The sequence below is a fragment of the Streptomyces sp. NPDC048277 genome (assembly GCF_040652235.1).
Taxonomy (GTDB): Bacteria; Actinomycetota; Actinomycetes; order Streptomycetales; family Streptomycetaceae; genus Streptomyces.
The window spans coordinates 57,605-75,357 of the sequence record NZ_JBEZLQ010000028.1 but is presented as its reverse complement, the minus strand read 5'-3'; the positions used below and the strand labels follow the sequence as shown (position 1 = coordinate 75,357).

General features: G+C 70.3%; 18 protein-coding genes. 6 read left to right on the top strand and 12 right to left on the bottom strand.

Going from position 1 to position 17,753, the window contains the following annotated elements; all coding sequences use genetic code 11:
• Positions 1-5 precede the first annotated feature (5 nt).
• The 6 genes from AB0D85_RS41860 to clpS all read right to left on the bottom strand — a co-directional run bounded on the left by AB0D85_RS41860 (position 6) and on the right by clpS (position 4,002).
• Positions 6-284: a MoaD/ThiS family protein gene (locus AB0D85_RS41860; RefSeq protein WP_089106666.1), complete on the bottom strand. Its 279-nt coding sequence runs from the start codon at positions 282-284 to the stop codon at positions 6-8.
• Between the two features lie 84 nt (positions 285-368).
• Positions 369-464: a putative leader peptide gene (locus AB0D85_RS41855; RefSeq protein ID WP_311737230.1), complete on the bottom strand. Its 96-nt coding sequence runs from the start codon at positions 462-464 to the stop codon at positions 369-371.
• 158 nt (positions 465-622) lie between these two features.
• Positions 623-1,045, bottom strand: a complete 423-nt coding sequence (locus tag AB0D85_RS41850) for a M67 family metallopeptidase (protein ID WP_362332916.1) — start codon at positions 1,043-1,045, stop codon at positions 623-625.
• A 134-nt stretch (positions 1,046-1,179) separates the two neighbouring features.
• On the bottom strand, positions 1,180-2,628 hold the full coding sequence (locus AB0D85_RS41845; protein WP_362332912.1) for an amino acid permease: 1,449 nt from the start codon (positions 2,626-2,628) through the stop codon (positions 1,180-1,182).
• Positions 2,629-2,962: 334 nt separating this feature from the next.
• Positions 2,963-3,568 carry a DUF2017 domain-containing protein gene (locus tag AB0D85_RS41840; RefSeq protein ID WP_362332909.1) on the bottom strand — a complete coding sequence of 202 codons (606 nt, stop codon included), beginning with the start codon at positions 3,566-3,568 and terminating at the stop codon, positions 2,963-2,965.
• A gap of 68 nt (positions 3,569-3,636) precedes the next feature.
• On the bottom strand, positions 3,637-4,002 hold the full coding sequence (clpS, locus tag AB0D85_RS41835; RefSeq protein ID WP_362333096.1) for an ATP-dependent Clp protease adapter ClpS: 366 nt from the start codon (positions 4,000-4,002) through the stop codon (positions 3,637-3,639).
• A 7-nt stretch (positions 4,003-4,009) separates the two neighbouring features.
• Between clpS and AB0D85_RS41830 the strand changes: the two genes are divergently transcribed.
• Entirely contained in the window at positions 4,010-5,356 is a 1,347-nt protein-coding gene (locus tag AB0D85_RS41830; protein ID WP_362332906.1) for a nicotinate phosphoribosyltransferase, read from the top strand.
• Between the two features lie 148 nt (positions 5,357-5,504).
• On the top strand, positions 5,505-6,089 hold the full coding sequence (locus AB0D85_RS41825; RefSeq protein WP_362332902.1) for an isochorismatase family protein: 585 nt from the start codon (positions 5,505-5,507) through the stop codon (positions 6,087-6,089).
• A 310-nt stretch (positions 6,090-6,399) separates the two neighbouring features.
• Here AB0D85_RS41825 and AB0D85_RS41820 read toward each other — a convergent pair whose 3' ends face one another.
• Positions 6,400-6,729 (bottom strand): hypothetical protein, encoded by a 330-nt coding sequence (locus AB0D85_RS41820; RefSeq protein ID WP_362332899.1) that lies wholly within the window; start codon positions 6,727-6,729, stop codon positions 6,400-6,402.
• 122 nt (positions 6,730-6,851) lie between these two features.
• Positions 6,852-9,200, bottom strand: a complete 2,349-nt coding sequence (locus AB0D85_RS41815) for an immune inhibitor A domain-containing protein (RefSeq protein WP_362332895.1) — start codon at positions 9,198-9,200, stop codon at positions 6,852-6,854.
• A gap of 423 nt (positions 9,201-9,623) precedes the next feature.
• On the opposite strand from AB0D85_RS41815, the gene AB0D85_RS41810 reads away from it, so the two are divergent.
• A complete protein-coding gene (locus AB0D85_RS41810) occupies positions 9,624-9,917 on the top strand; it encodes a hypothetical protein (protein WP_362332892.1) in 294 nt (97 codons plus the stop codon).
• Between the two features lie 89 nt (positions 9,918-10,006).
• Here AB0D85_RS41810 and AB0D85_RS41805 read toward each other — a convergent pair whose 3' ends face one another.
• Together AB0D85_RS41805 and AB0D85_RS41800 are read right to left on the bottom strand one after the other, a co-directional pair.
• Positions 10,007-10,651 carry an RDD family protein gene (locus AB0D85_RS41805; RefSeq protein WP_362332889.1) on the bottom strand — a complete coding sequence of 215 codons (645 nt, stop codon included), beginning with the start codon at positions 10,649-10,651 and terminating at the stop codon, positions 10,007-10,009.
• 179 nt (positions 10,652-10,830) lie between these two features.
• Entirely contained in the window at positions 10,831-12,213 is a 1,383-nt protein-coding gene (locus tag AB0D85_RS41800) for an RDD family protein (protein WP_362332887.1), read from the bottom strand.
• 253 nt (positions 12,214-12,466) lie between these two features.
• Here AB0D85_RS41800 and AB0D85_RS41795 point away from each other — a divergent pair, with 253 nt between their 5' ends.
• The gene (locus AB0D85_RS41795; RefSeq protein ID WP_362332884.1) at positions 12,467-12,880 is read left to right on the top strand and encodes an SsgA family sporulation/cell division regulator; all 414 of its coding nucleotides are present in this window, start codon (positions 12,467-12,469) and stop codon (positions 12,878-12,880) included.
• Between the two features lie 18 nt (positions 12,881-12,898).
• Here AB0D85_RS41795 and AB0D85_RS41790 read toward each other — a convergent pair whose 3' ends face one another.
• A complete protein-coding gene (locus tag AB0D85_RS41790) occupies positions 12,899-14,305 on the bottom strand; it encodes an FAD-linked oxidase C-terminal domain-containing protein (protein ID WP_362332881.1) in 1,407 nt (468 codons plus the stop codon).
• 92 nt (positions 14,306-14,397) lie between these two features.
• On the opposite strand from AB0D85_RS41790, the gene AB0D85_RS41785 reads away from it, so the two are divergent.
• Positions 14,398-15,882 carry a tetratricopeptide repeat protein gene (locus AB0D85_RS41785; protein WP_362332878.1) on the top strand — a complete coding sequence of 495 codons (1,485 nt, stop codon included), beginning with the start codon at positions 14,398-14,400 and terminating at the stop codon, positions 15,880-15,882.
• Positions 15,883-15,917: 35 nt separating this feature from the next.
• Here AB0D85_RS41785 and hppD read toward each other — a convergent pair whose 3' ends face one another.
• Positions 15,918-17,066, bottom strand: a complete 1,149-nt coding sequence (gene hppD, locus AB0D85_RS41780) for a 4-hydroxyphenylpyruvate dioxygenase (protein ID WP_362332875.1) — start codon at positions 17,064-17,066, stop codon at positions 15,918-15,920.
• Positions 17,067-17,188: 122 nt separating this feature from the next.
• On the opposite strand from hppD, the gene AB0D85_RS41775 reads away from it, so the two are divergent.
• The gene (locus AB0D85_RS41775) at positions 17,189-17,665 is read left to right on the top strand and encodes an Lrp/AsnC family transcriptional regulator (RefSeq protein WP_362332872.1); all 477 of its coding nucleotides are present in this window, start codon (positions 17,189-17,191) and stop codon (positions 17,663-17,665) included.
• Positions 17,666-17,753: the final 88 nt, after the last annotated feature.

Here is a 17,753-nt window from a genome sequence, read left to right as displayed (position 1 = left end):
CGATCTCAGGCCATGCCGCCGGCGACCGCCGGCAGGATCGTCACGGTGTCGCCGTCGGTGAGCTTGGTGTTGATGCCGTCGACGAAACGGACGTCCTCGTCGTTCAGGTACACGTTGACGAAGCGGCGCAGCTTGCCGTCGTCCACGATGCGGGCGTGGATACCGGCGTGCCGGGTCTCGAGGTCGTTGAAGAGGTCGGCGATGGTGTCACCGCTGCCCTCCACCGCCTTCTGACCGTCGGTGTACTGGCGGAGGATGGTCGGGATGCGGACCTCGATGGCCATGGCTCAGGGCTCCTGTCGGAAAGTCTGGGTGGGTGGGCGCGCAGCGGCACGCCGCGGCTCACGGCCGTACGGCGGCAGGGAACGTCAACAGATGGCGCTGTTCAGCCTGCACAGGTCGACGTGCAGCCGCGCCACGAGCATGCTGCCCGGCGCCTTGTCGCTCACGTCGTAGGAAACCATGGGGTCATCGTATCGATTCCCGGGCGGGGTCCTGGAGTGTGATCCCATATGCCGGACGGATTCCGGCCGAGGATTGAGACGCCCCCCAGGGGCGCGGGGCTGTATCCGATATGCGGCTCCGCCGCGTGGGCGCGACCAGCCCCCACCGGCCCGCGGATCTAGTACGCCGCCACCACCACGACCTCTTCCTCCGTCACCTCGCCCTCCACGATCCGGTACGAGCGGAACTGGAAGTCGCCCAGGCCGTCCGTGTCGGCCGTCGAGACGAGGACGTAGTGGGCGCCGGGCTCGTTCGCGTAGCTGATGTCCGTCCGGGACGGGTACGCCTCCGTCGCCGTGTGGGAGTGGTAGATCACCACCGGCTCCTCGTCGCGGTCGTCCATCTCCCGGTACAGCTTGAGGAGGTCGCCGGAGTCGAACTCGTAGAACGTGGGGGACATCGCCGCGTTCAGCATCGGGATGAAGCGCTCGGGGCGGTCCGAGCCCGCCGGGCCGGCGATGACGCCGCACGCCTCGTCGGGGTGGTCCTTGCGCGCGTGGGCGACGATCTGGTCGACGAGGGCCTGGGTGATGGTCAGCATGGTGGTCAGGATAAGCAGAAGGGCCGCCCCGTACCGATGGGTGGTACGGGACGGCCCAGATGCCGGACGCCCTGAGCGGCTGCCGCGGGGAGCGCCACGAGTGCTCCCCGAGACGGGACGTCCGAGGGGGGTGGTCAGCTCGCCTTCGCCGCCGGCTCCTGCTCGTGGCGCTCGGCGATCTCCGGGTTGCGGTTCTTCAGCACCAGCCAGCCGACGCCGAGCGCGGCGGCCCAGCCGGCCATCACATAGAGGCAGACGCGGGAGTCGGCGTCGTACGCGATCAGGCCGGTGACGAAGAGCAGGAACACGATGGCGATCCAGCTGCACACCGCGCCGCCCGGCGCCGGGAAGGAGGAGGCCGGCAGCCGGCCCGCCTCGACCGCGCGGCGGTACAGGACGTGGCTGATCAGGATCATCAGCCAGGTCCAGATGCCGGCCGCGGTGGCGACGGAGGTGACGTAGCCGAACGCCTTCTCCGGGACGATGTAGTTGAGGATCACGCCGATGCCCATGAAGAGGACCGAGATCGTGATGCCGAGCGCCGGGGTCTTCGACGCGGACAGCCTGCGGAACACGGCCGGGGCCTCGCCGCTGTCGGCGAGGGTGCGCAGCATCCGGCCGGTGGAGTACATGCCGGAGTTGCAGGAGGACAGGGCGGCGGTCAGCACGACGAAGTTGACGATGCCGGCGCCCGCCGGGATGCCGATCTTCGCGAAGGCGGCGACGAACGGGGAGACGCCCGGGGCGAACTCGGTCCACTTGACGACGCAGAGGATGACGGTGAGCGCGCCGACGTAGAAGAGCGCGATGCGCCAGGGGAGCGTGTTGATCGCCTTGGGGAGGGTCTTCTCCGGGTTCTCCGACTCGCCGGCCGTGACGCCGACCAGCTCGACCGCGAGGTAGGCGAACATGACGCCCTGCAGGGTCATCAGGGAGGAGCCGACGCCCTTGGGGAAGAAGCCGTCGAACTGGTAGAGGTTCGCGACCGACGCGGTGTCACCGGCGCTGCTGAAGCCGAACGTGAGGACGCCGAGGCCGATCACGATCATGCCGATCAGGGCGGTGACCTTGACCATGGAGAACCAGAACTCCAGCTCTCCGAACACCTTCACGGAGATCAGGTTGACCCCGAAGAGGACCACCAGGAAGACCAGGGCCGTCACCCACTGCGGGACGGACGGGAACCAGTAGTGGACGTAGATCGCGGCGGCCGTCAGCTCGGCCATTCCGGTGACGACCCACATCAGCCAGTACGTCCAGCCGGTGAAGTAGCCGAAGAACGGGCCGAGGAACTCCCGGGAGTACTCGGCGAAGGAGCCGGAGACCGGGCGGTAGAGCAGCAGTTCGCCGAGGGCCCGCATGATGAAGAAGACGATGGCGCCGGCGACGGCGTACATGAGGATCAGGCTGGGTCCGGCCTTGGCGATGTTCGCCCCGGCACCCAGGAAGAGGCCGACGCCGATGGCGCCGCCGATCGCGATCATCTGGACCTGGCGGCTGCCGAGCCCGCGCTCGTACCCCTCTTCGGCGGCCCCGGAGGCCCCGGCTGCCTTCTCCGATGTGTCGACCTGAGCGGAGGTCATGTGTGCTGTGCGCCTTTCTCCATGCCGAACCGGGCCTCTCGTCGGCCTCGGATCGGGTTTCGATCCCCCCGGATTGATGGAGCGGTGCCTGACCGGTGGTTGCCGGTTCGGTGGCGCACCCGGACATACACATGGGTGGTGTGTTCGCCGGGCGGTCGTGAAGATTTATCACGGCCGCAACATTGATCACCGGGATCCGCCGAGAGGGATTGTGGCGCACACCACTGGAAGAAGCGGACAAAGTGCGGCCGAAAAGGGCATATACGGCCGCATCGGTGACTGGATCGTTATCCGGATTTGAGCGTCCTCTGAGCGAACGCTTTTTCCGGGCGAATTACGGCATAAGGGTGGCGACCAGGGTCTCCTGGAGGCCGCCGAGCCACAGGTACGCCATCACCATCGGCTTGCGCGGGTCCTCGTCAGGCAGCCGGTAGAGCAGGTCGGTGTCGTCCTCGTCGGTGATGTCGAGCCGGGAGCCGATGGCGAGGCGCAGGTCGTTGAGGGCGCCGAGCCACTGCCGGGACTCGTCCGGGGACAGCTTGAGGACCGCGCCGCTCTCCTCCACGGGGGCGAGGGCGTCCAGGGAGCGGATCACCGCGAGGGCGCTCTCCCGCTTGCCGGCCCGCAGGTCGTTCTCGGTGTAGCGGCGGAACTCCGAGGAATGGGCCTGCTGCTCCTCGGCCTCCCGCGAGGACCCCGGGAGCCGCTCCGGGTCGCCGTAGGCGTCCGGGAAGAGGCGGCGCAGCACCGGATCGGTGGGCGCCTCGCTCGGACCTTCGGCGAACAGCTCGGCGAGCGGGTCGGCCGGAGTGTCCTCGGCGGGGCCGGGGCCGATGAGCTCCAGGAGCTGGACCGCCAGCGACCGGATGATGGAGATCTCGACGTCGTCGAGCGCGACGGCCGCGCCGCCGCCGGGGAGCGGTTCGAAGATTCCTGGCATGGAGGGGGTTCGCTGCTTCCGGTCCTGGTCGAGGAGTCGTGGAATCGAGGAGGGGGTGGGGGCGGGGGCTACTTCCGGTCCTGCTGGAGGGTGGCCCACAGGCCGTAGCCGTGCATCGCCTGTACGTCGCGTTCCATCTCCTCGCGGGTACCGCTGGAGACGACCGCCCTGCCCTTGTGGTGGACGTCCAGCATGAGCTTGGTGGCCTTGTCCTTGGGATAGCCGAAGTACGTCTGGAAGACGTACGTCACATAGCTCATGAGGTTCACGGGGTCGTTGTGCACGAGCGTGATCCACGGGACGTCGGGCTCGGGTACGGCGAAGGTCTCCTCCGCCGATTCGGTGCGTTCGATCTCTACGGGAGCGGGTGACGTCACAGGGCCATGCTGCCACGCCGATGAAAAATCGTCACACTGACGAGATGGGGGTAGCATCTTCGCCATGAACACAGCGGACCTTGGGCTGCCGGTGGATGTTCCCTCGACGGCGCTCTTCACGGACCAGTACGAGCTGACGATGCTGCAGGCCGCCCTGAAGGCGGGTACGGCCGAGCGGCGCAGCGTCTTCGAGGTCTTCACCCGGCGGCTGCCGGAGGGGCGCCGCTACGGCGTCGTCGCGGGCACCGGACGCGTCCTGGACGCCGTCGAGAACTTCCGGTTCGACAACGGCGTCCTCGGCTTCCTGGAGGAGCGGGGGATCGTCGACGGGCCCACCCTGAAGTGGCTCGCCGGCTACCGCTTCAGCGGTGACATATGGGGCTACCCCGAGGGCGAGGTCTACTTCCCCGGCTCGCCGGTCATGCGGGTCGAGGGCTCCTTCGCCGAGTGCGTGCTGCTCGAGACCGTGATCCTCTCGATCCTCAACCACGACTCGGCGATCGCGGCCGCCGCCTCCCGGATGTCCTCGGCCGCCGGGGACCGCCCGCTGATCGAGATGGGCGCCCGCCGCACCCATGAACTGGCCGCCGTCGCCGCCTCCCGCGCCGCCTACGTCGGCGGCTTCGCCACCACCTCCGACCTGGCCGCCGGCTTCCGCTACGGCATCCCGACGGTGGGCACCTCCGCGCACGCCTTCACCCTGCTCCACGACCGCGAGCGCGACGCCTTCCGGGCCCAGGTCGACTCGCTCGGCCGGGGCACCACCCTGCTGATCGACACCTACGACGTCGCGGAGGCGGTCCGTACGGCCGTGGAGGTGGCCGGGCCCGAGCTGGGCGCGGTCCGCATCGACTCCGGCGACCTGCTCCTCGTCGCCCACCGGGTGCGCCAGCAGCTGGACGAGCTGGGCGCCGTCGACACGAAGATCACCGTGACCTCGGACCTCGACGAGTACGCCATCGCCTCGCTGGCCGCCGCGCCCGTGGACGCGTACGGCGTCGGCACCCAGCTGGTCACCGGTTCCGGGCACCCCACCTGTTCCATGGTCTACAAGCTGGTCGCCCGCGCCGAGTCCGCCGACCCGAAGGCGCCGCTGGTGCCGGTGGCGAAGAAGTCGTCGGGCGGCAAGACGTCCATCGGCGGCCGCAAGTGGGCGGCGCGGCGGCTGGACGCCGACGGGGTGGCGGAGGCCGAGGTCGTCGGCACCGGGGAGGTCCCGGCCGACCTGGTCGACCAGCAGCTCCTGATCGAACTGGTGAAGTCCGGCCAGGTGGTCGCCCGCGAGTCCCTGGACGAGCCCCGCGCGCGCCACGCGGCGGCCCGGGCGAATCTCCCGCTGTCCGCGACCCAGCTCTCCCGGGGGGAACCGGTCATTCCGACGGAGTACGTACAGGGGCGCTCGGGTAGCTAGAGCGGGTGCCCGCGTACGCGCCCCGCAAAGCCCCCTCCCCTACGCCCCCGTAAGTCTCTACGCTCGGAGGTTCAGGCCGGACCCGCACGCTTTCTCCACGCGTCTCCCCCCTCGACAGAACCGAAATCGAATGCGAAGGACACCGACCATGCGCCGCGCCTTGATCGTCGTCGATGTGCAGAACGACTTCTGCGAGGGGGGCAGCCTCGCGGTGGCCGGGGGTGCGGATGTGGCCGCCGCGATCACCGAGCTGATCGGGCAGGCGCCCGCCGGCTACCGCCACGTGGTGGCGACCCGCGACCACCACATCGCGCCGGGGGGCCACTTCGCCGACAACCCCGACTACGTGCACAGCTGGCCGGCGCACTGCGTCGCCGGCACGGAGGGGGTGGGCTTCCACCCGAACTTCGCCCCGGCGGTCGCCTCCGGCGCGGTGGACGCCGTGTTCAGCAAGGGCGACTACGCGGCGGCGTACAGCGGTTTCGAGGGCGCCGACGAGAACGGGGTGAAGCTCGGGGACTGGCTGCGTGCCCGCAAGATCGACGAGGTGGACGTGGTGGGCATCGCGACGGACCACTGCGTGCGGGCGACCGCGCTGGACGCGGCACGCGAGGGCTTCCGCACGCAGGTCCTGCTGGACCTCACGGCGGGAGTGGCGGAGGAGACGACGGAACGCGCACTGGAGCAGCTCCGCGAGGCAGGAGTGGAACTCACCGGCAAGCCGGTCGTCTGAGGGGGCCGCACGCCGAGGGGGCCGCGCCCTAAGGTGGCCGCACGCTGAGGTCGCCGCGCCCTGACGTGGCCCGCGCCCTCATACCGCTGTGCTTTGAGGGCGCCTGTGCCCTGAGGATCGCCTGTGTCTTCTTCTGCCGGTCGCCTTCGTTTCCGCCGCGGCGGCGCTCAGCCGCGACGGCGGAATTCGGCGGTGCCGGGGCGGGCGGTGGGCGCCTCCGGGTCGGTGGGGGGCTGGTCGCGCCCACGCGGCGGAGCCGCATATCGGATACAGCCCCGTGCCCCTGGGTCAGCTGCCCCTGGCCGGTGCCTCACACTGCTGTTGGTCTGCGCAGCAGGGATCTGATCGGTCTCCATAGTTCTGTGACCGTGACACCGTTGTCAGGGGCCGTTCGCCATATCAGGCCGTCGGGGTGGTGGAGGACGGCCGTGATCTCGTCCGGGGTCGGTGGGGCGGCGTTGCCCCGCAGGTAGACGGCCCGCATGCCCAGGTTACGGAGCCTGGTCAGGGCCCGGGCCCGGTTCTGGGCGTGGACCAGTACCCGTACGGCGGACGTGCCGTCGGTCGTGGCCGGACTGGGCAGGTTCAGCGCCACCACCACCCTGCCGTTCGGCAGCTTGCAGAAGCCTCCTGCAGCCATGCGAATCAGACCCCCGTCTCCGTCGGTGTCAATAAGAAGTCCACAGGACGCACCTAAACACGATCGACGGCAACCCGCCAAGGGGTTGCCGTCGATACGCTTCTGACCTGCGGGTATGCCGACTACTTCACCGCGGGGCCGACCTGGAGGGAGATCGTCGAGCCGTCTCGCGCCTCCTCGACGATCTTGATCTTCGTATTGGTGTCAGTGATCTTGACTCCGGCGGCCGGGTTCGACGCGTCGTAGTACGTGCCGGCGTGGTCGTCGAAGACCGGCACCCCGCGCGAGCCCTTGATCGTGGTGGCGACATCCGCCTTGTGCAGCGTGATGCCGTCCGTCGGGTAGAGGCTGAACGGCGAGTCGTAGGCCTGGATGCGGTTGCGCATCAGCGTGCCGTCGGACCACTTCAGCGGCGTCGAGTGCGAGTCGACCGGCAGGATGAGACCGGTGCCGGGGTGGACGCTGGTGTTGTCGTCCGCCTCGGAGGTGTCCCACTTCCAGATCAACAGGCCGTTCTGGTACGGGTAGTGCTCCACCCAGTCCGGACGGGTCGTCGAGAAGCCGAAGTTGTACGGGCCGACCTTCAGGGTCTTGTCGTACGACACGTACTGGCGGTTCTCCGCGATGTAGTACTGCGCGTAGTCCTTGGTGAAGGACGCGCCGATGCGGGAGAAGCCGGAGGCCGTCCAAGCCGCGTCCGCGGACTCGGCGTTGTCGGAGAAGACCGTCGACCCGTCCGCGGTCAGGGTGATCTCGTCGGCCGCGAAGCCCTTGAGGGCGACCCCGCCGTCGGTCTGGTAGCGGAAGCGGAGCTGGATGTTCTGGCCCGCGTAGGCGTCCAGCGGGTACGACAGCTTGGCGTACGCGTCGATCGAACCGGTGAGCGCCGGCTTGTCGCTGCCGTCGCGCGGGATGGCAGCGCCGTTCACCGTGCCGTCCAGGGCGGTCCAGTTGGCGCCGCCGTCGGTGGACACCTCGGTGTAGAGGTAGTCGTAGCCCGACTCGATGTCGTACCAGCCGTCGAGGTTCAGGGTCGCGGACGACTTGCCGGTCAGGTCGACGTCACGGGTGAGCGTGTTCTTGAGGTTGTCGCCGCTGCCGCTCCACCACTGGGCCGAACCCTCGGCCGGGGTGACGACGGTCGTGGTGACCGCCTTGTCGGGCAGGGTGACCACCAGGGCCTGCTTGTTCTTGGTGTTGTACTCGGCGACGCCCAGCTTGTGTGCGGACCGCACGCCGGCCTTGGCCACGTCGTAGTTCAGCCAGCCGAGCTGGAGCTTGTCCCAGGCGTTCATGTCGCCCGGCAGGTCGCCGATGGCCTCCTTGCCGGTACCCAGCCAGGAGCCGGAGGACATCAGGGTCCAGAAGCCGGTGGAGTTCTCGCCGCCGTTGGTGTCGTACTCGTCCGGCAGGCCGAGGTCGTGGCCGTACTCGTGGGCGTAGACGCCGAGTCCGCCGTTCTCCGGCTGCATGGTGTAGTCGCCGACCCAGATGCCGGTGTCCCCGACCTGGGTGCCGCCGAGCTTGTTGTCGTCCGGGCCGGTGGCGCCGGCGTCGGTGCCGAAGGCGTACCAGCGGTGCGCCCAGATCGCGTCGGTGCCCTGGGCGCCGCCGCCCGCGGACTCGTCCTCGCCGGCGTGCACGATCTGGAAGTGGTCGACGTAGCCGTCGGGCTCGTTGAAGTTGCCGTCGCCGTCGTAGTCGTAGCGGTCCCACTGGTCGTACTGGGCGAGGTCCGCCTTGATGGCCGCGTCGGACTCGCCGGCCGCCTTCTGGTCGGCGACCCAGGCGTTCAGGCCGTCGCGCACCAGGTTCCAGACGCTGGAGCAGGTGGTGGAGCCGCAGGCGTTGTTGCCGTAACGGGCCTCGTTGTAGGGGACCTTGACCCAGTCGGTGACCTCGCCGCCGACCGAGTAGCGGCCCGAGGACTGCTTCTCGTAGTACTTCTTCAGCGACTCGGTGTTCTTGCCGGTGCCGAAGTAGAGGTCCTGGAAGTGGGCCTGGTTGTAGTCCGCCTGCCAGGCCGTGGAGTTGTCCTTGGTGCGGTCCGGCTCGGCGATCTGGTTGTGCAGCGGGCCGGCCGTGCCGTTGTAGCGGGGGTCGGTCTGGTCGCCGAACTCGACGAGGATCGTGAAGATCCTGTCCGTCTTCTCGCGGCCGAGTTCGACGTACTTGCTGCCGCCCTTCTTGCCCTTGAGCTGGACGACCTTCGAACCGTCGCGGTCCTTGACCTGGGCCTGGCCGGATATGACCTGGTCGAGGGCCTCCTGGCGCTGGGCCTCCTGGGTCTTGCTCAGGGGCCCGTCGAGGTCGTGCTCCTCCTGCTTCGCCGACGGGTCGTGCCGGTCGACGGTGACGGTCTTCGCCGTGGTCGCGGCCTCCGCGACCGCGAAGGTGGCGAAGCCGGCTGAGGCCGTCGCGAGCGTCACTCCGATGGCGAGCGCTCTCAACGTCCAGGATCTGCTGGTCACTTGAGTTCCTCCCCCGCGCCGCGCGCACGGAAGGAGGACCGGGTCATGGTTGGGGGTCCGTGCGCGCACGTTCAACGCGTCGATTCAAGTGACGACATTTGACTACTGGTTTACGAGAAAAGACAGACCTTGACTTAGAAACTTCAACTCCAGTATGCGGAGCGGAAGTTCGCTTTACGGACGCCCGGGGAGGGACCGGTCCACGAGGGACCTCGCTCAACCGGCGCGCATATGCCTGCGGTTGCCGTATGCCATGCGACCGTGCGCCCCCTGTGCACCGGTACCGTGGGTTAGGTCACGCTTACCGGTCGTTCCACTCGGGCATGCACGCGAATAGAGTCGAATGGTGGAACGCCCGGAAGCCGGTGAAATGCCAGGCCTGCTTCCCGTCTCACCTCCACATCTCCCGAGGACACGATTGCCATGCCTCGTCCGACCCCGGCACAGCTCGTCTACGGTTCGTTCACCGTGATCTGCTCGACGCTCGCCATGCTGCTGCTGTCACAGACGAGTTCGGGCATCGGGATCGCGGTCATCGCGCTCGCCGCGCTCGGTCTGGGACTGCTGGTCGCCATGACGGTTCCGCTCCCCCGGCCCCGCACGGTCGCGCAGTCGCACCCCGCCCCGACCGCACCGCCCGAGGCGCGGATCCCCGCGCCCCGGGAGACCGTGGCGGCCGCCACGGCCGAACCCGTCCGGGAGCCCACCGCCCCCTGACGCACGCACCCAAGTGAAGTCGGCGGGTCCGCGAGACCGACGGACCCGCCGACCGCTTGTGCGCCCCTCGGGATCAGTTCGTACTCGGATCAGTTCGTGGTGACGACGACCGTCTTCGCCGCCTTGTCGTGCAGCCCCTGTTTGTACGGCTTGTCGAAGAAACTCCAGCCGCCGCAGATGATCGTCCAGACGCAGGCGCAGCAGAAGGCGAACGGCAGCCACAGCACCAGGGCGCGCACCAGCGAGGTCTGGGCGGAGGGCGTGGCGCCGTTGTCCAGGTTGGCGACCCGCATGCCGAGCCACTTCTTGCCGAGGGTCTGTCCCGTCTTGGCGATCAGCAGGGTGTCGTAGGCGACGAAGAGGACCGCCGCGATGACCGACTGGGCGAGGGACCGGCCGGCCGAGATCCTGTTGCCGTGCATCTGGTACTCGCTCACCCCGAACGCCCAGGTGAGCAGCACGACCACGATGCCCACCAGGATCATGTCGATGATCCGGGCGAGGGTGCGCTTGCCGCTGTCGGCGAGCGGGGGCATCCCGGCGAGGGGATCGGCGGGAAAGCCGCCCTCGCCGCCGGCCGCTCCGTACGGGCCGCCGTAGGAGGGCGGCGGGGGCTGCGAGCCGCCGTACGGGGTGTCGTACGGCGAACCCGAGCCCGAACCCTGCCCCTCGCCCTGGCCCGACGGGGGCTGCTTCCTGAACGGGTCGTCTTCCGGCGGCGGTTCGGTGCTCATGGCCCGAGTGGACCGCGAACCCACGCGGCCCGCACCCGGCGAGCGGCCATACGGGGTACGGCAGCGCCCCGAAGGGGCGCGAGGCCGTATGGATGTGCGGCTACCGCCGCGTGGGCGCGACCAGCCACGACGGCGCCGCAGCCGAACAACAACGCATCGCGGCGCCACCAGCGAAGCGCCTACCCCGCGACGAACGTGTGCGCCGCCTTGTCGTGCCAGCACTGGTGCCAGGGCCGGTCGAACAGGCACCAGGCGACGCCGACGATCCCGATGCCGAGCAGCCCGGGCACGGTGTACACCAGCCAGCGGCGCAGCGCGGCGCCGAACGCGGGGGGCTCGTGGCCCTCGATGTCCCGTACCTCCAGACCGAGCAGCTTCTTGCCGAGCGTGCGGCCCCACTTGGCGGTGGGCAGCACCTCGTAGAGGACGCCGACGACGAGCAGGACGGCGAGCACGATCCCGAGGTACGCGCCCGTCGTGCCGTCGAGCAGCCAGACGGTCTCGGTACGGCCGGACAGCTTGGCCGCGTCGATCTTGTCCTGCACGTGCTCGGCCGCCTTGGTGCCGAACGGTACGGCGGCCACGGCGGTCACCGCGCCGACGACCAGGCTGTCGACGAGCCGCGCGGCGAGCCGCTTGGCGAGTCCGGCGGGACGGGCCGCCGCCTGGCGCCGGGCGGCCGCCTGGAAGACGTCCTCCACCGGCGGCTTCCAGGGCGGGGCCTGCTGGTCGCCGGCGAGCTGGTGCACCTGCTGCGCCCAGGAGGACTGCCCACCGCCGGAACCGGCGGCCATCGGGGTCCCCTGCCCCGCGGACTGCTGGGGCAGGGAGGGGGCGACCGCCTGGGGAGCGGCGGGCGCGGAATCCGCCTGGGCCGCCGCCGCACGGGCCGCGGCCGCCTTTCCGGCGCCGAAGCCGGGACGGCCGGTGCCGGGCGCGCCGACCGGCCCCTGCGTCCCGAAGCCGCCCGCGCCCTGGCCGCCGGAACCCACCGCACCGAACCCGGCCCCCGCACCCTGCTCGCCGGATCCCGTCGCGGCCGTACCCGAGCCCGCGCCCTGTGCGCCCTCGCCCCGGATCGGCCGGAACGTCATCGTGCCGTCGTCCATGGGCGGGCGGTCGGCCGGCCGGGTCCCCGCCGGGCCCAGCGTCGGCCTGCGGAAGATGAACGTGCCGCCCGAGTCGATGTCCCCCTGGTCCGCCGGCGGGATCGTCGCCGTGCCGTCCGTGCGCGCGGCCCGGCCGTCCGGCTGGACCGGGGAGTCCGCCGAACCCCGGGGATCGGTCCCCCAAGCCGCGGCGCCGGACGGCTGCGGGTCCTCGTCGAAGAAGTGCGGGCCGGTCTCCTCGACCGCGGAAGCCGCGGTGGGCGCGGCGGCCGAGGGGTGGGAGCCGGAGCCGGGCGGCGGGGTGAGCGGTTCGCCGTCGGCCGGGGCGGGGCGGCTGGTGCCCGGCACCCACGCGGCACCGTTCCAGTAACGGACGTAACCGGGGATGGACGGGTCCGGGTAGTAGCCCTCGCGGGGCCGCTCGTCACCGGGTGCCGGGGTTGGGGCGCTCATGTCCGTCGTCCCGTATCTGCTCGGGGGTCGTGTGGGAGCCTCCACATCTATCAGACGCGGGTGGTCCGTACCGCCAGTCCCGCAGGACCCGCCCCTTTCCGGGCACCCCTGTGCATCCCCTTCACGGCATCGGAACGGCACCGGAAAAAAATTTCCGGAACCCGCGTAATGCTCGCGGCCCCAGCCCCTCTCCACTCGTACGGGCCCATCCACAGGGCGCCCGTACGACTGATCGAGAGAGGAAACGAACGTCATGGATCACACCGTGGTGGAGCGCGAGCTGGAGCTCCGGCTCATCCTGTCCCCGGAGCGGAGCATCCCGGTCCCGGCCCGGCTCCGTTACCGCTCCGACGACCCGTACGCCGTCCATGTCAGCTTCCACATCAACTCGGAGTGCCCGGTCCACTGGACCTTCGCCCGCGACCTGCTGGTGGAGGGGGTGTTCCGGCCCTGCGGGCAAGGGGACGTGCGGGTGTGGCCGACGAAGGCGGAGGGCCGCAGCGTCGTGCTGATGGCGCTGAGTTCACCCGACGGGGACGCCCTGCTGGAGGCGCCGACCGCACAGGTGTCCGCCTGGCTGGAGCGGACGCTGCGGGCGGTGCCCCCGGGGACCGAGGGCAGGCGGCTGGGGATCGACGACGCGCTCGACCAGTTGCTCGCCCAGTGAGGCCGGATGCGGATGAGATCAGAACAGCTTGCCGGGATTGAGGATGCCCAGCGGGTCGAAGACGTCCTTGACGGCCCGCTGCATCTCCACGCCCACCGGCCCGATCTCGCGGGCCAGCCACTCCTTCTTCAGGACGCCGACGCCGTGTTCGCCGGTGATGGTGCCGCCGAGTTCCAGGCCGAGTGCCATGATCTCGTCGAAGGACTCACGGGCGCGGGCGCATTCGTCGGGGTCCTGCGCGTCGAAGCAGACGGTGGGGTGCGTGTTGCCGTCGCCCGCGTGGGCGACGACCCCGATGGTCAGCCGGTACTTCTCGGCGATCCGCTCGACCCCTTCGATCATGTCGCCGAGCCGGGAGCGGGGCACGCACACGTCGTCGATCATCGTGGTGCCCTTGACGGCCTCCAGGGCGACGAGCGAGGACCGGCGGGCCTGGAGGAGGAGTTCGGACTCGGCGGCGTCGTCGGCCGGGACCACCTGGGTGGCGCCCGCGGCCTCGCACAGCGCGCCGAGGGCGGCGAGGTCGGCGGCCGGGTCCGGGGTGTCGAAGGCGGCGAGCAGCAGCGCCTCGGTGGACTCCGGCAGGTCCATACGGGTGAGGGCGTTGACCGCCCGCACGGTCGTACGGTCCATCAGTTCGAGGAGGGACGGTACGTGCCCGCCCTCCATGATCCGGCACACCGCGTCGCAGGCGGCGGCCGCGGAGCCGAACTCGGCGGCCAGCACCAGCTGCTGGGGCGGCTTGGGCTTCAGCGCGAGGACGGCCCGTACGACGATGCCGAGCGAGCCCTCGGAGCCGACGAAGAGCCGGGTGAGGTCGTACCCGGCGACCCCCTTCGCGGTACGGCGGCCCGTGGACATCAGCCGCCCGTCGGCGAGGACGACGTCCAAACCCAGCACGTACTCGGCGGTCACCCCGTACTTCACACAGCACAGTCCGCCGGACGCCGTGCCGATGTTGCCGCCGATCGTGCACATCTCCCAGCTGGAGGGGTCCGGCGGGTAGGAGAGGCCGTGCTCCTCGACCGCGCGGGAGAGGGTGGCGTTGATGACACCGGGCTCGGTGACGGCGATGCGGTCGACCGGCGAGATCTCCAGGATGCGGTCCATCTTCGTCAGGGACAGCACGATGCAGCCGTCGGTGGCGTTGGCGCCGCCGGACAGGCCGGTGCGGGCGCCCTGCGGGACGACCGGGACGCGCAGTTCGGTGGCCACGCGCATGACGTGCTGGACCTGCTCGACCGTGCGCGGCAGCACGACCACGGCCGGGGTACCGGCCGGACAGAAGCTCGCCATGTCGTTGGCGTAGGAGGCGGTCACATCGGGGTCGACGAGGACCGCGTCGGCCGGCAGACCCGCGAGGAGCCGGTCGGTGAGGTTGCTGACGGACTCGTCCCGAGGCGCTTCGATACGGCTCATGATCACAGCGTCGCACCCGGGGCCATCGGTGTGAACCCCACAGGGTCCGTCCTTGGGCCGCCCGGATGTGGTGGTCGTATTGACGCACAGTGTGCGGCATGTGCGCGCTCGACAACCGACAGCCCGGACCCGCCGCCTCACTGCTCGTGGACCCGGAGCCGCCACGCCGCCGTCGCCGGGTGCTGCGGCGGCTGCTCGTCGTCACGCTGGCGGGCGGGGCGGCGGCCGGCGGGGTGCAGCTGCTGTGGCATCCGTACGAACCGCACCGCTCGCCCCGGCCCCCGGCGGCCGGGCCCCAGGCGCACCGGCAGGTGTCGGCGCAGGTGCTGACGGCGGTCGTCAACGGACTGCCGGCCGCGCTGCCCGACCTCACGACCCTCATCGGCGAGCGGGAGACCCGGGTGCGGGCGCAGCCGAAGGACGCGCGGGCCTGGGCGGTGCTCGGGGCGGCGTATGTCGAGCGGGCGGGCCGGACCGCCGACACCGCGGACTACTCCAAGGCCGAGCGCGCGCTGCAGACCTCGCTCCACCTGGCCGCCAAGGGCAACGCCGAGGCGCTGGGCGCGATGGCCGCGCTGGCGAACGCGCGCCGGGACTTCCCCGAGGCCAAACGGTTCGGCGAGGACGCGCTGAAGGCGGCGCCGAAGCGGTGGTCGACGTATCCGGCGCTGATCGACGCCTACAACGGGCTCGGCGACTACAAGGCGGCCCGGGCCGCGCTGGACAAGCTGACGGCGCTGAAGGTCGGGGCCGACGTGAAGCCGGCCGTGATGGCGCGGGCCTCGGCCGTGTACCGGGACCGGGGCTGGCGTGAGGACGCGGGGGCGCAGGTGACCGACGCGGCGGCGGCCGCGCAGACGCCCGCCGAGCAGGCCGCGTACCTGTCCCAGGCCGGGCAGCTGGCCTGGGAGCGCGGCGACCCGGAGGACGCGCTACGGCATTTCCAGGCGGCCGTACGCCTCGACCCCGACGAGTCGGCCGCCCGGGCGGGGCAGGGACGGGCGCTGGCCGCGCTGGGCCGCACCCAGGATGCGCTGACCGCCTACCAGGGGGCGCTCGGGCACCGGCCGACCCCCCGAGTGGCGCTGGAGCTGGCCGAGTTGTACGAGTCGCTGGGCATGGCGCGGGAGGCGCACGCGCAGTACCAGCTGCTGCAGGCGCAGGTGCAGAAGGAGTTGGAGGCCGGAATCGACGACGATCTGCTCATCGGGCAGTACGAGGCGGACCACGGGGACGCCCAGGAGGCGGTGCAGCGGCTGACGGCCGAATGGGAGCTGCAGCCCGGCATCGAGGTGGCGGACGCCCTGGGGTGGGCGCTGCACCGGTCCGGCGACGACAAGGAGGCGCTGCGGTACGCCTCGGTCGCGACGGACTCGACGAAGGGCGGCGGGGTCCGCAGCGCGCTGTACGCCTTCCACCGGGGCATGATCGAACGCGACCTGGAGCTGGACGCCCCGGCCCGGCGCCACCTCCAGGACGCGCTGCGGATCAATCCGTACTTCTCCCCTCTGCAGGCACCGGCGGCGCGGACGGCCCTGGCCACGCTCGGCCAGGAGCCGCCGGAGGAGCCGCTGCCGGGTTAGCCGGGCCCGCTCGCGGCCGACCCGGCGCGAGGGTGTCACAGGTTCCCGCGGCGCTCCTGTTCCCGTTCGATCGCCTCGAAGAGGGCCTTGAAGTTGCCCTTGCCGAAGCCCATCGAGCCATGGCGTTCGATGATCTCGAAGAAGACCGTCGGCCGGTCCTGGACCGGCTTGGTGAAGATCTGCAGCAGATAGCCGTCCTCGTCACGGTCGGCGAGGATCTTCAGCTCGCGCAGGGTGTCGACCGGCACCCGGGTGTCGCCGACCCACTCGCCGAGGGTGTCGTAGTACGAGTCCGGGGTGTCGAGGAACCGCACACCGGCCGCGCGCATGGTCCGTACGGTCTCGACGATGTCGTTGGTGTTGAGCGCGATGTGCTGGACGCCCGCGCCGCCGTAGAACTCCAGGTACTCGTCGATCTGCGACTTCTTCTTCGCGATCGCCGGCTCGTTGATCGGGAACTTGACCTTGCGGGTCCCGTCGGCGACGACCTTCGACATCAGCGCGCTGTACTCGGTGGCGATGTCGTCGCCCACGAACTCCTTCATGTTCGTGAAGCCCATGACCCTGTTGTAGAAGCCGACCCACTCGTTCATCCGGCCGAGTTCGACGTTGCCGACGCAGTGGTCGACGGCCTGGAAGGTGCGGCGGGCGGGGGGCTCGACGATCGGGGACGCGGCGACGAATCCCGGGAGGTACGGGCCGTCGTAGCCCTTCCGCTCGACGAGGGTGTGGCGGGTCTCGCCGTACGTGGCGATCGCGGCGAGGACGACGCTCCCGTGCTCGTCCTTCAGTTCGTACGGCTCGGCCACCGAGCGGGCGCCGTGTTCGACCGCGTAGGCGTACGCGGCGCGGGCGTCCGGGACCTCGATGGCGAGGTCGACGACACCGTCGCCGTGCTCGGCGACATGGTGGGCCAGGAAGTGGCCCCACGCGGTGTCCGGCCTGATGACGGAGGTGAGGACGAACCGGGCCGAGCCGTTCTCCAGCACATAGCTCGCGGTCTCGCGGCTGCCGTTCTCCGGTCCGGAGTAGGCGACCAGCCGCATGCCGAAGGCGGTCGAGTAGTAGTGCGCCGCCTGCTTGGCGTTGCCCACGGCGAAGACGACCGCGTCCATTCCCTTGACCGGGAAGGGGTCGTCCTGCCGGGCGGTCGTGTCGGGAGTGAGGTGTGTGGTCTGCGTCATGGTCGAAGGGTGAACCTGGCGGGCAAGGTGCGCAATAGTTCGCGTTATGGCCGGACAATATGCTCAGCACTACGGCCATATCGCCAGACTTTCTGTACATGATGACCATCCGGAGGCAGGGCATGGCAATCGATCATCTCGACGGGCGGATCCTGGTGCTGCTGGCCCGGGAGCCGCGGATCGGCGTCCTGGAGATGTCCCGTCGGCTGGGGGTGGCGCGCGGGACCGTGCAGGCACGGCTGGACCGGCTCCAGTCGAACGGGGTGATCCAGGGATTCGGCCCCCAGGTGGATCCGGCCGCCCTCGGCTACCCGGTCACCGCGTTCGCCACCCTCCAGATCCGGCAGGGCCAGGGCCCGGACGTCCGCGCCCACCTGGCGACGGTCCCGGAGGTCCTGGAACTGCTCACCACCACCGGCACCGGGGACATGCTGTGCCGGCTGGTGGCCCGCTCCAACGCGGATCTCCAGCGGGTGATCGACCGCGTCGTCGGCTTCGACGGCATCGTCCGCGCCTCCACGGCGATCGTCATGGAGAACCCGGTTCCGCTGCGGATCATCCCGCTGGTGGAACAGGCGGCGGACAGCGAGGAGAGCTGACGGGCAGGTGCGCCAAGGGGCGCGAGTTCCAAAGGAGTTGATGCAAAGAGAGGGTTGCAAAGGACTCTTTGCATCGATACCTTTGCAT

Bases quoted from the DNA above. Each gene is read 5' to 3' on its own strand.
- AB0D85_RS41850 (WP_362332916.1), bottom strand. From the start codon at position 1,045: ATGCTGACCATCACCCAGGCCCTCGTCGACCAGATCGTCGCCCACGCG.
- AB0D85_RS41805 (WP_362332889.1), bottom strand. From the start codon at position 10,651: ATGAGCACCGAACCGCCGCCGGAAGACGACCCGTTCAGGAAGCAGCCC.
- AB0D85_RS41820 (WP_362332899.1), bottom strand. From the start codon at position 6,729: ATGGCTGCAGGAGGCTTCTGCAAGCTGCCGAACGGCAGGGTGGTGGTG.
- AB0D85_RS41800 (WP_362332887.1), bottom strand. From the start codon at position 12,213: ATGAGCGCCCCAACCCCGGCACCCGGTGACGAGCGGCCCCGCGAGGGC.
- AB0D85_RS41775 (WP_362332872.1), top strand. From the start codon at position 17,189: ATGGCAATCGATCATCTCGACGGGCGGATCCTGGTGCTGCTGGCCCGG.
- AB0D85_RS41840 (WP_362332909.1), bottom strand. From the start codon at position 3,568: ATGCCAGGAATCTTCGAACCGCTCCCCGGCGGCGGCGCGGCCGTCGCG.
- AB0D85_RS41845 (WP_362332912.1), bottom strand. From the start codon at position 2,628: ATGACCTCCGCTCAGGTCGACACATCGGAGAAGGCAGCCGGGGCCTCC.
- AB0D85_RS41810 (WP_362332892.1), top strand. From the start codon at position 9,624: ATGCCTCGTCCGACCCCGGCACAGCTCGTCTACGGTTCGTTCACCGTG.
- AB0D85_RS41825 (WP_362332902.1), top strand. From the start codon at position 5,505: ATGCGCCGCGCCTTGATCGTCGTCGATGTGCAGAACGACTTCTGCGAG.
- AB0D85_RS41860 (WP_089106666.1), bottom strand. From the start codon at position 284: ATGGCCATCGAGGTCCGCATCCCGACCATCCTCCGCCAGTACACCGAC.
- AB0D85_RS41785 (WP_362332878.1), top strand. From the start codon at position 14,398: ATGTGCGCGCTCGACAACCGACAGCCCGGACCCGCCGCCTCACTGCTC.
- hppD (WP_362332875.1), bottom strand. From the start codon at position 17,066: ATGACGCAGACCACACACCTCACTCCCGACACGACCGCCCGGCAGGAC.
- AB0D85_RS41795 (WP_362332884.1), top strand. From the start codon at position 12,467: ATGGATCACACCGTGGTGGAGCGCGAGCTGGAGCTCCGGCTCATCCTG.
- AB0D85_RS41855 (WP_311737230.1), bottom strand. From the start codon at position 464: ATGGTTTCCTACGACGTGAGCGACAAGGCGCCGGGCAGCATGCTCGTG.
- AB0D85_RS41830 (WP_362332906.1), top strand. From the start codon at position 4,010: ATGAACACAGCGGACCTTGGGCTGCCGGTGGATGTTCCCTCGACGGCG.
- clpS (WP_362333096.1), bottom strand. From the start codon at position 4,002: ATGCTACCCCCATCTCGTCAGTGTGACGATTTTTCATCGGCGTGGCAG.